Below are 16755 nucleotides of genomic sequence, written 5' to 3'. Positions count from 1 at the left end.
CCATGACACTCTTGCACGCACTGCATCGCGCCGCGCGCGCCACACCGCATAAGACTTTCCTGCGATACAACGGAGCGAGCATTACCTATGCCAGCGCATGGGAGCGATCGCGACGTGCAGCCCACGTGCTGCAAGAACTCGGCGTAAAGTCGGGTGATCGTATCGCTGCCATGTGCCTGAACACCCCCGCCTTTATCGACATGATGATGGGTGCATGGCAGCTTGGCGCCGTCTTTGTTCCCATCAATCACAAACTGAAGGGTCCCGAGGTCGATTTTATCCTGGCGCATAGCGGTTGCGCCGCCGTGCTTTTCGATGCCAGCCTGGCTCCCGTGCTGTCCCGCGTCCGACATGGTGCTGCGCGCCTGTCGACGAATGGCGAAGTCGACGGTGCGCTTGCTTTCGATCCAGCTTGCGAAACGGCCGATGAAATCGCCATCGCCATGCCTTCAGACGACGACGTTGCCCAGGTGCTCTATACATCCGGCACCACCGGAAATCCCAAAGGCTGCGTGCTGACGCATCGCGCCGTTACGCAGGCCGCCATCATGGCCGCGTTGAGTCTCTCCATCACGCATAGCGAGCGCACGCTCATTGCCATGCCGATCTGGCACGCATCGCCCCTCAACAACTGGTTTGGCGCGACTCTCTACATGAGTGGCACGGTGGTACTGCTTCGCGAGTACCATCCGCTGCACTTTCTAGAGACCATCGAAAACGAACGCATTACGCTGTATTTCGGTGCGCCGGTCTCTTACACGCTTCCGCCCGACACGCTAGACGCCTTTCCCTCGTTCGACTTATCCAGCGTGCGCGCCTGGATCTATGGTGGAGGACCCATAGGCGCAGCGCAGGCTGAGCGCCTCGCACGGGCTTATGGCGGCAAGGGGTTCTACCAGGTCTATGGCATGACGGAGGCGGGCCCTGCGGGCACCGTGCTGTATCCCGAGGAGCTGCGCGGCAAGCCCGGATCGATCGGCCGCCATGGCACGCCCGGCACCGATATACGCGTGGTCCGCGCCGATGGCGGCGATGCCCAACCCGGCGACACGGGAGAAATCTGGCTCGCAACGCGCAGTCGCATGTCTCACTACCTCAACGACCCGGATGCCACCACCGCGGCCTTCACCGATGACGGCTGGTTTCGCACAGGGGATATTGCGCGGGTCGATGCCGACGGCTTTCTTTTCATCGTGGACCGATGCAAGGACATGATTATCTGCGGCGGCGAGAACGTGTATTCGAAAGAGGTGGAGGATGTATTGAGCGCCTACCCTGCCGTGGCAGAGGTTGCGGTGATTGGTGTTCCTCATGCCGAGTGGGGAGAGACAGTGGTCGCCCACGTGGTGACGCGCCAAGGTGCGTCGCTCGATGGCGACTCCCTGAGCACCTTTTGCAGGGACCAGCTGGCTGCCTACAAAATTCCCCGCCGCTATGTGTTTACCGACGCCTTGCCACGTACGCCCACGGGAAAGCTGCAGAAGTTTCTTCTGCGGCAACGACCAGGCGCGTGATCAGGAATGGGTGAGCATCGTTTCGCGATTCGGCACTCGGTTTGGCCTTGCCGCTTTCGCTTCCACGTCATCGGTGTGGCTGCCGCCGACAACTGTCCATGCCGGGCTGGACATGACGCGATGAGGGCGTTCCCATGGCTTCGTCAGTGCCGTTTCGAGCCAATGTGCTCCACGGATCGAGACCTCATCGTGAGGTAACGCGGCTACGAACAAAGCACCACCTTCCTTCATCCATGACAGCAACGGCCCGCACGACCTCTGATCACCAAGAACCACACTTACTGCCGACACGCCCGGATAACGGCGCCTCGCCACGACCATCGCCACGGACGCATCCACACGCATCGTCTCGCTGACCAGCACCAACAGCGGCGTGACATTCGCCTCCTTGGCACGCGCGACACAGCGCGCGAGTGCCTCGTCATTCAAATCGGCCGCGCAGCTCGCCACCAGACACAAAGTGCCGATGTTGGCGACCGATGTCACACCGGCAGGCCTATCGTGCGACGGGTGGTGGTACAGCGACTGTCGCGGCAGGCGTGCCATGACCTTGTCACGGGAGCGATCCAGCAAGAGCCAGTCACCGGGCACCGCATCGCCTTCCGGCCAGGCGAGCGCGTGGCAACCACGTGAGGAGTACACACTCAACAAACCATCGTGTTCGGCAATGACACGCGCCGGGTAGCCGGCCTCGAAATCGGCCAGCGTCAAGGAAGCAGCAAGCTCTGGCCGCCAGCCGAGCTGATGCAGCGAAAACATCCTGTAAGACATGGGGTAGCCCTGGAAGCTTGAAAAACGACGGCCACACAAAACGGGGCCGAGCGATACGCCAGGGTGCGAAGCGGAAGGATGCAGCGCGCCAGCAAGCGAGCTGGCGAAACGATCAGAGACGCGACGACCCGGCGGAGGCTGCTGCAACAATCATGGTTCATTTCCTCCTTGTGGCTGGGTTGACGGGATGCGCAGAGTAGCCATGCGCAAAGGGCCTTGCAAGTACTTATTTTCGTTAGGTCTGACGCATGTAACGCAGTACGCTGGCGCATGTATGCGGCACATGGCCCCCTTCGTGGGGTGGCCACGTGCAACGCCACCCCTGATCTCACAACGTGATCGTGCCCTCCAGATAGAACACGCACGAGCCTTCCAATTCCACGCGATCGCCGCGCAAGCGACAGTGCATCTCACCACCGCGCGCCGAAGCCTGATAAGCATGCAGCTCCTGCTTGCCAAGCCGCTTGGCCCAGTACGGCGTCAACATGCAGTGTGCGCCCCCGGTTACTGGGTCTTCGGGAATGCCCTTGGCGGGAGCGAAATAGCGACTAACGATGTCATAGCCCTCATCGCCTGGTGCCGTAACGATCAGGCCCGGGCTGTCCCAGCGCGCGATGGCATCGAGATCGGGTGTCAGACGTCGCACGGTTTGGGCACTGTCCAATACGGCCATGGTGTTGAACGCGTTGCCGTAGAGTGCCACCGGCTCCGCACCAAGCGCCTTCTGCAGCCCCGCTGGCATCGCCACGGGCGCACTGTGCCGCACGGGAAAATCCATCACGTAGCTCGCACCGCGTCGAAAGACATGCAACGGGCCACTGGCGGTGTGGAAGGTGACCTGTTCACGGGTACGGTCCAAGCGCTCCATCACCACCGCCGCGGATGCCAGCGTGCCATGGCCACACAACGGCACCTCTACCGTCGGCGTGAACCAACGCAACTGATAGTCCGCGCCATCCGCAACGAAGAACGCGGTTTCCGCGAGGTTGTTCTCGGCGGCAATGGCCTGCATCACCTCGTCCGCGGGAAATGCATCGAACACCACCACTGCCGCGGGATTTCCACTGAAGCGGCGCGTGGTGAAGGAATCGAGTTGAAACATGGCGGGCATGGCATGACTTCCGAAGGTGAGCGACGGTTGGCCGGACGGCCAAAAAGAGAACGGCACCATCGTGACATGTCACGATGGTGCCGTGTGCGGAGCATCGCAAGATCAGCACCCTGCTCGCCCGACGCCATGTAAAAGGCCAGCGCCGGGCGGCTTCAGGGCGCCGACCGATCAGGGTGTCGTAAAGCTCGCCAGCACCGTCACGCCGTTGATGGCGGTGGCGCCGCGTACGCGGATGTACCAATCGCCAGCGGCGGGCACATTCGACATAACGGCCTGCGCGCTGCCCGGCTTAACCGACTTATAGGCGGCATCGCTGCCATCCGCCGCCGGCGCCTGGCCCGTCTTGACGAACAGCTGGACATCCCCCGAACCACCCAGGGTACGCATGCTGAGGCTGCGCGCCCCCGCAGGCACCTTGATACGGTACAAGGTCGAGTCGCCCTGCTTGGCGGTCAGCGTGACTTGCATGCCATTCTTCAGGTCCACCACGGGTTCCGCCGGCGGCGGCGTAGTATCGATGGCCTTGAGCACGGCAGCTTCCGCATCGACGATACCCGCACCGATGGTCTGGTCCGGCTTGGCGGGGAACGCGCGAGCGGTATCCGTCAGCAGCTTGGTCAACTGTGCTGGAGTCAGCGCAGGCAATTCCACCGCTTTGCGAGCGCCAATCACCATGGCCAGCGTGCCGGCCACGTGCGGCGCGGCCTGGGACGTACCCGCCATGCCGCCATAGTTTTCATCCCCGGGCTCATGCGCGCCCATATTGATGGCGGACCACACGAAGCCCGCCTTCACGATACTGCCGCTGCTGGCATCGTTGGCGTAGACGCCACCACCTGGTGCCGCCAACGTCACGCTGTTGCCGTAGTTCGAGAAGAACGAGCGTTTGCCGGTGATGCCGTTGGCGGCCACCGAAATAACGCCAGGGCAACTGGCCGGGGAATAGTTGGCAGCATCCTTGGCGGCGTTACCCGCGGAAACGACCACCGCCGTGCCACGCGCGATCGCACCAGCAATCGCCTTTCCGGAGACGTCGCTAGCCGAACACGAGCCACTGCCACCCAGGCTCATGTTGATGACTTGTGCGGGATGTTGATTGTCCGGCACGCCGTTGACGTGACCGCCTGAGGCCCACGTAATGGCATCGGCGATATCCGAGTCATAACCACCGCAATGGCCCAGCACGCGCACCGGGAGCACCCTGGCACCATGAGCGGCACCCGCCATGCCCTTGGTGTTCCCCGTCAACTCCGCAATGGTGCCCGCGACGTGGGTGCCATGCCAGCTCGAATCGCTCGCCTGCGAGCTGGGCACGCAGCCGCTGACGGGATCGGTGTACTTCGCATCCGTGGTCCAGTCGCCCGTATCCCAGCCGCCGGGCACGCGGTCGTCATTGTCTCGTCCGGAAACGTAACCGTCGGAGATGAAGTCGTAGCCCGCATCGGCGAGCGAAAGGTCGAGGTCCGAGTGATGGGTGATACCCGTATCGAGCACCGCCACCACCACACCCGCACCGTCGGCCAGTGCCCACGCGTTGGCCACATTGGCGCCGCCGCGATTGGCGTAGGCCGTACTGTCGTTGCCGATCTTTTCCATCGCACCATCGCCGGCACGCAGATGCCACTGATAGCTGGCGTAGAGCGGATCATCCGGGGTTACGGCCGTAGCCGCATCTTGCGGCATCAACGTGGGGCGACGCAGGCGATCCGGCTGCACGCTTTCCACAGCGGGATCGGCCGCCAGTTGCTGCATCAGCGCGTTGGCTTCGGCCACGCTGAGTTTGCGGTTGGTGCGAATCACGTCCGAACCGACACTGAGCTTACGCAGGTAGGTGACGGGTGCCGCCTGTGAACGGGTGGCGGCGAGCGCGATGCCACCGCGCGACAATGCGGCGGTGACGCTTTGCACCGCCAGTGCGGGCTGATTCCGCTCCGCGGCGCCTTCGCGATAGGTAACGATGAAACGGCCAACCTCTTCGGTCGCCGGCGTCACGTTGACCGTGTCGCGCAAGATCGGTGCGTTATCCGCGGCAAACGCACCCGCGCAAGCCAAAGACAGCGAAACCGCCAGCGCCGCGCGCCGGATCAGGTGAGTAGAAGCCATGAAGAATCTCCCCAGAGAATGAAGTACGACGGGAATGTGTGGCTCCCCGGCACCCGCCGGGGAGCCGTGTGTCGTCACCAGCCGAAGCTGACGCCGACCGTACCGCTGGATTCGCCGCCACCGGCGACGGTTCCACCGAGCAACACGCTGCCGTTGCCCGGCAAGCGATGTGAGTAACCCACGGCCAGTGCACCCTGACCGCCGTAACCGCCCATTGCTGCACTCACGCGGTGTTCGGTACTGGGTGCGCCAGCGATGGCGCCGGCCATGCCTGCCAGGGCTGCGCCCATGGCGCCCACGCGATTGACGCGAGTGTTGATCTGGTTGCGGAAGATGTTGAACTCGGCCTGATTCACCGAGTTGGCCAGCTTCGCATCCGTATAGGCATTGGCCGAGCTCAAGGTTTTGGCGTCGCCCGTGTCTGCATACGACTTGGCGGTGACCAACGCCTCTTGGATCTGCCCCACATTGGCGGCATCTGTTGTCGCCGTGCCCGCCGCCACGTTGGTGATCTGGCGCTGTGCGGTGGCCGAGCCCACCGACACGGTGTTTGCACGATCCGCCACGGCGCCCTGGCCCAATGCCACGGCGCCCGTGGCGGTGGCACTGGCACCTTGGCCAATCGCGGTGGCCGACGCCGCGGACACCTGCGCATCCGCACCGATGGCTACGGCGTTGGTAGCCAACGCGGAGCTGATCGTGGCGCTGGCACCCACCGCCACGCTGCCATCGGCATGCACCTTGGCGTTGCCGCCGATGGCGGTGTCTTTGGGGCCGGCCGCATAACTGTCATTGCCGACAGCCGTGCCGTAGTGGCCCAGGGCTGTCGCGTTCTGGCCGAACACCGAGGCGTTCTCGCCGCTCGCATTGGAGCCATAACCCACGGCCACACCCGCGCTGTCGCCTGCGTTAGCCCGTAAGTCCGAGGAGCCAATGGCATTGCCATCGATGTAGGGCAAGTCCTGTGGGCCGAATGGGGGAGTAACTTCAACCGGGTCACTGCCTGCGCCCTCCAGCGCAGTCACCCGGCCATCCAATACACCCATAGAGCTTTCCAGTGCGCCGCGCAGGGCCGCGATCTGGCCACCATTGATGGCATCGCGGCTGCCGGCTTCGATCCGGCCATCCGCCACGTTGGTGATGCGCGTACCCGCCGAGCCGCCCAAGGTAATGACACCACGTTGACTGCCGCCGTCATACACCACGGCGTCCATGGTGCTGCCGCCACCATCGACCAAACCGGCCGCCTTCAGCTGGCGAACCGTCACGGCATCGGAGTCTTCGGAGCCGTCTGCCACGTTGGTGATCTGGCGATCAATCGCCGCGTGCGTGTCGCCTGCGGCGTCGGTCCACTCATACGCGGCGCCTACCGAAACCGTGTTGGCACGATCGGCCAGCGAACCTGCACCCAAGGCTACACTGTTCTCTGCATTCTTGGTGGTCCAGGCGTTGTTGCCCAACACGCTCGCGTTTACCGCTTGCGCGTAGCTGTTGTAACCCACGACAGTAGCGCCATCCTCGGTGGCCCAGGCATCACTGCCAAGAGCAGTCGTGTTGGATGCACCAGTGATGCTGTCGGCGTCCTTGCCAGCCGTTGCGTTGTAACCGAGCGATACGCTGTTCTCGGCCAGTGCTGTCGCGTAGCGACCGATTGCTGCGCTGTTTTTACCGAGAGAACTGGCTTCATCGCCCACCGCGATGCCCGGCCGTGTTCCCACCAGTAGGCCGTTATCGTCATAGATATCCGCGCCTGCGTGGGCCGAATAGCCAAGAGCAACCGACTGGGATTCCGCGTAGCTGTTGTAGCCCATGGCCACACCCCACGCAGCTGCCGTACTGCCATAACCCGCAGCAATCGATCGCATGCCCTTGGCGTAGCTGCGAGCACCTACGGCTACGCTGCGATAGGCCATGTCATCCACAGTGCTGCCAGCACCCAAAGCAGTGGAACTCTGGCCATTAGCCCATGCGCCACTGCCGAAAGCCGAGCTGCCGCTACCCAAGGCCTGGCTGGCGGCACCGACGCTGGTACTTTCCCGACCCATCGCCGCCGCCGAGGCACCTACCGCCACACTGTTCTTGCCAGCGGCAATGCTGTCGTAGCCGCTAGCCAGACTGTAGTCGCCTGTGGCATTGGAGCTATTGCCCAACGCTGTGGCGGCTTCGCCTTGCGCAAAGCTTCCCCCGCCTATTGCGGTGCCGTAGTTGCCTTCTGCAAAGCTATTGGCACCCACGGCCACGGCCTGCTCACCCATCGCGGCACTGTGCGCGCCCAAGGCACTGCTCTGCTCCCCGCCAGCATATGCATCGGCACCACTGGCCACGCTTCCCGCACCATCGGCGTGAGCATCATCGCTACCGTCGTTGGCACCGCTGGCCTGGAAGTAGCGCGTGCTACCCGCGGCCTTGGCAGCCAGCTCGTTCAACTGCGACAGGTTCACCGCATCCGTCGCATGGACGCCCTTGGCTACGTTGGTGATCTGGCGGGCGATCGCGGCATGCTTGACGCCATGTTCATCGGTCCATTCCTGCGCCGCGCCCACCGACACCGTATTGGCTCGATCGGCCAGCGAACCTGCACCCAACGCAACGCTGTTCACCGCCGCCTTGGTCGCCCGGGCGTTGTTACCCATCACCGTCGAGTTCACCGCCTGCGCGTAGCTGTTGTAGCCAACAACCGTGGCACCATCCTCCGTCGCCCATGCTTCCGTACCGATGGCGGTGGTCTGGTCAGCGGAGGTCTGGCTGAAGGCATCCTTGCCCGCCAGCGCGTTCACACCCATGGCGACGCCACTGGTTGCCGTCGCCTTGGCGCTCGCGCCAACCGCCGTACTCTCCTCGCCCGTGGCCGCCGCACCAATATCATTCCAACGGCCCACGCCACCCACTGCGGTGCTGTAATTGCCTGTAGCCACGCTTTCCGCGCCCAACGCCACGGAATAGCCCTGCGTAGCCATCGCGCCGTAGCCCAACGCCGTGGATTCCCAGCCACGCGCAGCAGCGGCGCCTACGGCCACCGCACCCCAGGCCGTAGCCTGAGCGCCCGGCCCGAACGCCGCCGTCCATGGCTTGCTTGCCTTGGTATTGGCACCCACGGCAACACTCCACGCGCCATCAGCCATGCTATACGCGCCTATCGCGATCGCGCCGCTGCCCATGATCACGCTGCTGTTCCAGCCCATTGCGATACTGGCAAAGTCCATTGCTTGGGCATTGGCACCAATCGCCGTGCCGTAAATGACACCCGCAACACTGCCGTCACCCATGGCCACAGAGGAGTCGCCAAGGGCGGCCACGCGATTGCCCAAAGCGGTCGCCGCTCGACCCGTCGCGACACTGCCGTAGCCACTGGCCGAGCTGTACGCGCCGGTGGCGCTGGCGGCGTTACCGATGGCCGTTGCACCGGGGGCCGCAGCGAAACTGCCGCCGCCTAGCGCTGTGGTGTAGTCGCCATGCGCGTCGCTTTGCGCTCCCAATGCGACCGATTGCTCGCCCTGCGCGCTGCTATGCGCCCCCAACGCGACACTCTGGTTGCCGGCGGCATACGCGTCTGCGCCGCTGGCGACACTTTCGCTGCCCTCCGCGTGAGCATCATCACTACCATCGTTGGCACCCTTGGCCTGGAAGTAGCGCGCACTGGCCGACATGGCCGCCACCTCGTCCAATTGGGACTTGTTGACGGCGTCGGTATCCTGCGCACCTCTAGCGACGTTGGTGATTTGGCGATCTATCGCTGCGTGCTTTACGCCTGCCGCATCGGTCCACTCGTACGCCGCACCCACCGATACCGTGTTAGCGCGATCGGCCAGTGAGCCTGCACCCAGCACAACGCTATTTTTGGCCGTTTTGGTTGTCCAGGCATTATTACCCAGCACCGTCGCATCCACTGCCTGCGCGTAGCTGTTGTAACCCACCACGGTGGCACCATCCTCCGTGGCCCAAGCGTCCGTGCCTACTGCAGTGGTCTGCGTCGCAGACGTTTGGCTCAAGCCATCCTGCCCGGCCTTTGCGGCTACGCCGAGCGCCACGGCATTCTTCGCGGTGGCTTTGGCGCTTGCGCCAATGGCGGTGCTCGCATCTCCCGTCGCAGATGCACCACCCGCAAACGGGCGTCCTACACCACCCACCGCCGTGCTGTAGTTGCCCGTGGCCGCGCTCTCTGTACCCAACGCCACCGAATAGGCTTGCTTGGCGATGGCGCTCATGCCCATTGCAACGGTTTCATGACCCGAGGCAGCCGCTTGGCCAACCGCCACAGCACCCCAGGCTGTTGCCTGAGCACCTGGTCCCAAGGCCGTTGTCCAGGATTGATTCGCCTTGGCATAGGCGCCCAAGGCCATACTCCAGGTTCCCGCCGCATTGCTGTTCATACCGAGGGAAACAGCGCCCGGACCTTGAGTCACCGAGCTGTTCACGCCGACGGCGATGGCACCGATGCTCTCAGCAACGGTGCTGTTCGTTCCTATCGCAACCGCCGACTCACTCAACGCTCTGGCCTGAAGACCAGATGCAATGGCTGCCTTTCCGGCGGCCACGCTACCGTAACCACTCGCCATGCTGTAATCGCCAGTGGCGCTGGCGCTATTGCCGACTGCTGTCGACGCATTGCCCCTGGCGAAGCTGTTACCGCCAACAGCAGTGCTGTAACTCCCTTCTGCGTAGCTATTGGCGCCCAGAGCGGCAGACTGATCGCCCTGCGCATTGCTATGCGCTCCCAGCGCAATACTCTGGTTGCCAGCGGCATACGCGTCGGCACCGCTGGCGACACTTTCGCCGCCTTCCGCGTGCGCATCATCGCTACCGTCGTTGGCACCCTTGGCCTGGAAGTAGCGTGCGCTGGCCGACTTGGCTGCCACTTCGTCCAACTGCGATAGGTTCACGGCGTCGCTAGCTTCCGTGCCCTTCGCCACGTTGGTGATCTGACGATCTATTGCAGCGTGCTTCACGCCTGCCAGGTCGGTCCACTCCTTCGCCGCACCTACGGATACCGTGTTGGCACGGTCCGCCAGCGAACCCGCACCCAGCGAAACGCTGTTGACGGCCTCCTTGGTGGTCCATGCGTTATTGCCGAGCACCGTCGCATTCACCGACTGCGCGTAGCTGTTGTAGCCCACCGCCGTGGCGCCGTTCTCCGTCGCCCAGGCTTCGCTACCCAGCGCCACGGTCTGCTTGGCGATGCTGGTGCTATCGCCGTCACGTCCAGCCAGGGCGCGATGGCCGATGGCAACGCCATCTTCTCCTTCTTCCTGCGAACTCAAGTCGAGTCCGGTGGTGGCGCCGGCGCCCAAGGCCACACTGTTCTTGCCGAACGACGCGGCGCCCGCACCCAGCGCAACGCTACGCAAGCCGCCCGAGGTAGTGCTGCGCCCGGATACCTCATCGGCGTCGCCACGCGCACCGAGAGCCACACTGCCCTCAGCCACGGCCATGCTGCCATCGCCGATCGCTGTGGCGAACCAGGCAAAGGTATTGGCGCCACTACCCAGCACGCTGCTGCTGCGCCCGCGCGCCGTTGCGCCATAGCCAATTGCCGTGCCGGCATAGTCGTCGGCATTGGCAAAGCCGCCAACCACCGTACCGCCCGGCTTGGCAGATGTGGCGCCGCCGCCGACTGCAATCGCGCCCTTGCCATTGGCGGCGCTCAGCGCACCAATGGCCACCGTGCCGCCATCGCCCTGACTGCTGGCCTTGTAACCCACGGCGGTGGCATACATGCCACCCGCTTGGCTTTGGCCGCCCACTGCAGTGCCATAGCCCTCATCGCTGGCGCGACTGCGCTCGCCCAGCGCGACCGACGATACGCCCTGGGCAGCGCTGCCATAGCCTTGAGCGACGCTGTAGTTGCCCGTGGCCGCGGCGCCATTACCCAACGCCGTGGCGCCCACGGCCTCCGCCAGGCTGCCGCCGCCAACCGCCGTGCTGTAGTCACCGCTGGCGTAGCTATTGGCACCCACGGCCGCGGCCTCGATACCACCCGCGCCGCTATGCGCGCCCAGTGCTACGGCCTTCTGCTCGCTCGCGTAGGCATCCGCACCGATCGCCACGCTTTCCTGGCCATCGGCGTGCGCATCATCGCTACCGTCGTTGGCACCCTTGGCCTTGAAGTAACGTGCACTTGCCGACTTGGCCGCCACTTCGTCCAACTGCGATAGGTTCACGGCATCGCTGGCTTCCGTGCCCTTCGCCACGTTGGCTATCTGGCGATCGATCGCGGCATGCTTCACGCCTGCCGCGTCGACCCACTCCTTGGCCGCACCCACCGATACCGTATCGGCACGATCGGCCAGCGAGCCTGCACCCAACGAAACGCTGTTGACGGCGCCCTTGGTGGTCCATGCGTTATTGCCAAGCACGGTCGCATTCAAGGACTGGCCATAGCTGTTGTAGCCCACTACGGTCGCGCCGTTCTCCGTCGCCCAGGCTTCGTTGCCCACCGCTACGCTGCCATCGCCAACGGCTGACGACATCGCACCGATAGCCACGCCCTTGTAGAGAAAGGCCCGACCCTGTGCGTCCGTACCTTCGGCGCCCGCCTTGGCCCGCATGCCGATCGCTGTGGACAGACCCTTGGCGTTCGTCTGCATCCCCATAGCCACGGCGTACTTCGACGCGATGCTGGTATTGCCAACCGATACGGCACCGGTGCCCGACGATAGAGCGTCTCCGCCAATGGCGACCCCGCCCTGCCCGTCGGCCTTAGCACGCATACCAACAGCGGTGGACAAGACATTCAGCGCCGAAGCTGATGCACCGACGGCGGTGGCGGCCATGCCCTGGGCGGTACTGCCCTCGCCAAGGCTAGTGGCGTACTTGCCCTTCACGGAGGCATTCGCGCCGACGACAGTAGTGCGTTCACCTTGGGCCGTGCTCATGGCTCCCAAGACGGTACTGTTGTCGTTGACCGCATAGCTTGCATTGCCCAGCGTGGTGGCATTCTTGCCCATCGCGGTGGAGCCATTGCCCACGGCGGTAGCACCTTCTGCCGCCGCAAAACTACCGCCCCCCATGGCGATGCTGTAGGCGCCCTGGGCGTAGCTGTTCGCACCCACCGCCACTGACTCGACCCCGCCCGCATTGCTATGGGCACCCATGGCCGCGCTGCGATCCGCCGATGCGTACGCATCCACGCCGCTTGCTACGCTTTCAGCGCCATCGGCATGCGCATCGTCGCTGCCGTCATTCGCACCCTTGGCCTGGAAGTAGCGCGTGGTGTCTTGCAACTGAGCCAGGTTCACCGCGTCAGTCGCTTGCGTGCCCTTGGCTACGTTGACGATCTGGCGCTGGTCTTTTGCCGTGCCCACCGACACGGTGTCCGCGCGATCCGCTACGGAATCGGCACCCAAGGCGACGCTATTTATCGCGCTCCCGGTGGTGGTGGCTCCGCCGCCCAGCACGGTGGCATTCTTTGCCTGCGTTATGGCGCGCATACCTAGTGCGGTGCTGTTATGCCCCAATGCCATCGCTTGCAAGCCGATCGCGGTGCCCTGCTTCGCGTCGACCAGCGCGCCGTTCTGGAACACGTTGATGCCCGCCATCGACCCAAGGCCAACCGCGGTCGAGTTGACGTTGGCGACACTACCGTAGCCCACAGCCGTACCCGAGACATCTGCGCTACTCGATGCACCGATGGCGGTTGCCCTGAAATCCTTCGCCGCGCTTAGATAGCCAAACGCACTACTCTCTCGCCCCAAGGCCTTACTCAAGGTGCCCGTACTCGTCGAAAGAATGCCACTGGCGATCGCGTTCGCGCCAAGGGCCACGCCGTAGTCGTTGGAGGCCGAACTAAAGGCACCAAGGCTCGTGGTGAACGATTTCGTGCCACTGGCATTGGCGCCAATCGCCACAGCGTTGAGGCCCTCGGCATTCGCGCGAATGCCGAAGGCTGCGGTGTGGGCATTGGAAGCCACACTTTCGACGCCTATGGCCACAGCGTTGTTGCCCGCGGCAACGCTATTGGCACCCAAAGCGAGTGCTTGCGGGCCGCTCGAAGAGCTGCCATAGCCAAGTGCAACGCCGCGCACGCCCGTGGCGCTGGCGCCATTACCCACCGCTGTACTGCCTTCGGCCATGGCGTAGCTGCCACCGCCGACAGCCGTGGCGTAGTTGCTCTGCGCGTAGCTGTTGGCGCCCACGGCGACCGACTCGGTCGCACCGGCATTGCTGCCCGCGCCAAGCGCCGTGCTTTGGTCACCGGCGGCATAGGCGTCGGCACCTACCGCAGCGCTGTTTGCACCCTCGGCGTGCGCATCGTCATCGCCAGTCGATACACCCTGTGCCTGGAAGTAACGCGTCTTAGCAGATGCGGTGTCGACCGTACTCCGCAGCTGCTCGACATTGACTGCGTCGGTGTCCTGCGTACCAGCGGCCACATGCGTAATCTGGCGAGCCATATCGGCACTGCCAACGGATACGCTGTTGGCGCGATCGGTCTTTGAGCCCGCACCAAGTGCGACACTACCTGCATCATAGGCGCGCGCGCCGCTGCCGATGGCCGCAGCCTGGCTACCCGTGGCGAGCGCGAACTTGCCAATGGCAATGCCTTCCTTTCCATAGACCGTAGCGGGACCGATCGCCACGCCGCTGGTGGCGCCTGCATCGGTATAGGCGCCTGCACCGATCACGGTCGAATTCACTGCCCAGGCCTGTGCAGGACGCGGCGAACCGAACACACTGGGATCTGCGTAACCACCCAACGCTACTGTGCCGTTCGCGTGCGCTTGTGCACCGCTGCCGAGCGCAACGGCGTCGCTACCCTTGGCGCCACTACCCACGCCAAGCGCCTGAGCACGACTTCCCGTCGCGTTGCTAAGTGATCCGATGGCGGTGCTGTAATCTCCCTTAGCCGAAGAGAGCGCACCCAGCGCGTTGCTGTAATTGCCTTCGGCAGTCGCCTGTTCGCCCAGCGCAACGCTGCTTGGGCTTACCGCTCGCGAGGAGAACCCCAGGGCCGTACTCGATAGCGCTTCAGCATGCGCATAGAGGCCAACGGCCGTCGCCCCGTAGTCGAGCGCAGTAGCGGTTGCGCCGAGTGCAGTGCTGCCAATACCCGAGGCATAGCTGCCATAACCAGTGGCAGTGCTGTAGGCACCATACGCATAGCTGTGGGCACCGACACCCGTGCTGAAATCCGCCACTGCGCTAGAACGAGAACCCAGCGCCGTGCTGCGGACTCCCTCAGAGCGGCTCTCTTCACCTAGTGCTACCGCACCCTCGCTGTTGGCGATACTACTCACGCCAACAGCCGTTGCTCGCATGCCTCGTGCAGACGCCAACGGACCTACTGCCGTCGCGTAGTCTCCCCAGGTTTGGCTACCAGGGCCCAGCGCCGTTCCTGCGAGCCCATTGGAAACACTTCCCGTGCCATACGCCGCGCTGTAAGCACCCCCAGCGAAACTGAATGCGCCCGATGCCGTGCTGAAATGGCCATGCGCCACCGCTCTATGACCCACAGCGGTGCTCTGCTCGCCCACGGCAACACTCCACGCCCCTAGTGCCGTGCTGTCATTGGCAAACGCGTGCGAACCGCGCCCTGCTGCCACCGCGTCGTGCGCTGCCGCCCGCGCGCTATCGGTGCCGTCGTTGGCGCCGTCAGCCTGGAAATAATTGTTCTTGCCATTGACCGCTTTCAGCTGCGCCATGTTCACCGCGTCGGAGTCTTCTCGGCCGTCGGCGACGTGCGTAATCTGGCGATTGCCAACGGAGACCCTGTTGTCCCGATCAGTTTGCGAGCCTGCCCCCAGGGCTACACTGCCGTCGAAATCGGCTCGCGCGCCACTGCCTATTGCCGTGGCTGAATCACCCAAGGCTGCGCTGCGGGCACCAACAGCCGAGCTTGACTCACCGGCCACATACGACCCGCTTCCTACCGCGGTGCTACCCATGTTGCCGGCATAGGTCCCGCTACCAAGCGCGGTGGCGCCAGCGCTCGGCGCATAGCTGTTGGCGCCCAGAGCTACCGATGCCTCGCCTTGGGCATCACTATCGCTACCCAGAGCCGTGCCGTTCTTACCCTCGACCTTGGCGCCTGTGCCTACCGCCGTACCCCGATCCGCCGGGGAAGCGACCTCGGCGCCGACACCGACCGCCGTGGAAGAGTCACTCAAAGCATGAGCCGACGCGCCGATCGCCGTGGCGTTTCTCGCCGTGGCATAGCTGGCATTGCCCACTGCCGTGGCATTTCGGACCGTGGCATGGGACCAACCACCCAAGGCGGTGGCGTTCGGGGCAGTCGCCGAGGCGCCGTATCCCACCCCGGTGGAATCTGCACCCGTGGCTTGACTGTTGCCACCGACCGCCGTGGCACGCTCGCCCGTCGCCCAGCTGTGGGAACCAAACGCCGTACCATTAGCATCCACTGCCCGGCTATCCGCGCCGATGGCAAGGCCATCACCCGTGCCTTCCGGCACGCTTGAAATGCTCGCGCCATCCCCATCGCGCATGTTCGCAAGGATCTGTTTCCCGTCGATACCCGTCGCGTCGCCCTTCTGCACATGGGTGGCCAATGCATTCGTCGCCCCCTGTATCGCTATCGGGGAGACGTCATTGGCAAATACGACACCAGTGAGTGCGCATAGGCCTGTTGCGAGCAATGCCGCTCGCTGGCGCTTGCGGCTGGCCCCTTTGCCACGCGCCTTGGCAAACTCTGACGCCACCACCAGGACCTGCAACGAGCGGTTCCACACCTTGCTGAAAATCTTGTTCACCCGAATCTCCCCATCGCGATGACTTGGGGTGCTCGCACAGATCGCGAGGTACTGGCCTCGGTGTACGTCACCCAAAAAGTTGCTTCGAAACGGACGTCGCTTGGCGCGCGCCGTGCCTCAGCATTTCGTCGCTCTGAATTGCCTGAACGGCCCTTCAGCAACCTAAAGAGAGTTGGCCGTTGCCAGATCGCGTGCAACGCGGCGAATGCAGGGATTACCGCACCGGGCCATTCGGTTTCATAGGAAAGCTCTCGCCCTGACGATCAACGATTTATCGATAGAACATGCAGGGCATGAGCGCTTTAGTGCGACATATAATTCCTGCAGCTAGTCGCCTAGGAATGGGTGCGTGTCGGCGCGAAATAGCAACTTGTAATGCCAATGAACTTGGCCATAGCGGAGAACTTGCTGATTGCGGTTTGGACGAAGCGCTACGCATTCGTACATCGATAAGTGCAGCGGGTGATTCGTCGCGGTGTTGGACCATGCCATACGATCTACAGAATGTTCTGTCATCGTCTTTGCCAAGGCTGACAGACAAGCCCGCCCCTAG

General features: G+C 63.8%; 5 protein-coding genes. 1 reads left to right on the top strand and 4 read right to left on the bottom strand.

All coding sequences use genetic code 11. The features are described from left to right. The first annotated feature begins 2 nt into the window (after nt 1-2). Nucleotides 3-1514, top strand: a complete 1512-nt coding sequence (locus tag AC3G2C_RS06490) for a class I adenylate-forming enzyme family protein (protein ID WP_488383814.1) — start codon at nt 3-5, stop codon at nt 1512-1514. Here the strand turns inward: AC3G2C_RS06490 and AC3G2C_RS06485 are convergent, their stop codons facing one another. From AC3G2C_RS06485 to AC3G2C_RS06470, 4 genes are all read right to left on the bottom strand, one after another. Continuing rightward, nucleotides 1515-2285 (bottom strand): ribosome small subunit-dependent GTPase A, encoded by a 771-nt coding sequence (locus AC3G2C_RS06485; RefSeq protein ID WP_488383813.1) that lies wholly within the window; start codon nt 2283-2285, stop codon nt 1515-1517. A gap of 328 nt (nt 2286-2613) precedes the next feature. Continuing rightward, complete coding sequence (locus AC3G2C_RS06480) at nt 2614-3396, bottom strand: PhzF family phenazine biosynthesis protein (protein ID WP_488383812.1); 783 nt, start codon at nt 3394-3396, stop codon at nt 2614-2616. A gap of 168 nt (nt 3397-3564) precedes the next feature. Further along, on the bottom strand, nt 3565-5499 hold the full coding sequence (locus AC3G2C_RS06475; protein WP_488383811.1) for a S8 family peptidase: 1935 nt from the start codon (nt 5497-5499) through the stop codon (nt 3565-3567). 74 nt (nt 5500-5573) lie between these two features. Beyond that, complete coding sequence (locus AC3G2C_RS06470) at nt 5574-16202, bottom strand: ESPR-type extended signal peptide-containing protein (RefSeq protein WP_488383810.1); 10629 nt, start codon at nt 16200-16202, stop codon at nt 5574-5576. Between the last annotated feature and the right edge of the window lie 553 nt (nt 16203-16755).

This window comes from Frateuria sp. sgz306004, from assembly GCF_057750885.1.
This window is presented reverse-complemented; position numbering and strand designations above follow the sequence as displayed.

Excerpts from the sequence above, each read along its gene's own strand:
- AC3G2C_RS06490 (WP_488383814.1), top strand. The coding sequence starts at position 3 with ATGACACTCTTGCACGCACTGCATCGCGCCGCGCGCGCCACACCGCAT.
- AC3G2C_RS06485 (WP_488383813.1), bottom strand. The coding sequence starts at position 2,285 with ATGTCTTACAGGATGTTTTCGCTGCATCAGCTCGGCTGGCGGCCAGAG.
- AC3G2C_RS06480 (WP_488383812.1), bottom strand. The coding sequence starts at position 3,396 with ATGCCCGCCATGTTTCAACTCGATTCCTTCACCACGCGCCGCTTCAGT.
- AC3G2C_RS06475 (WP_488383811.1), bottom strand. The coding sequence starts at position 5,499 with ATGGCTTCTACTCACCTGATCCGGCGCGCGGCGCTGGCGGTTTCGCTG.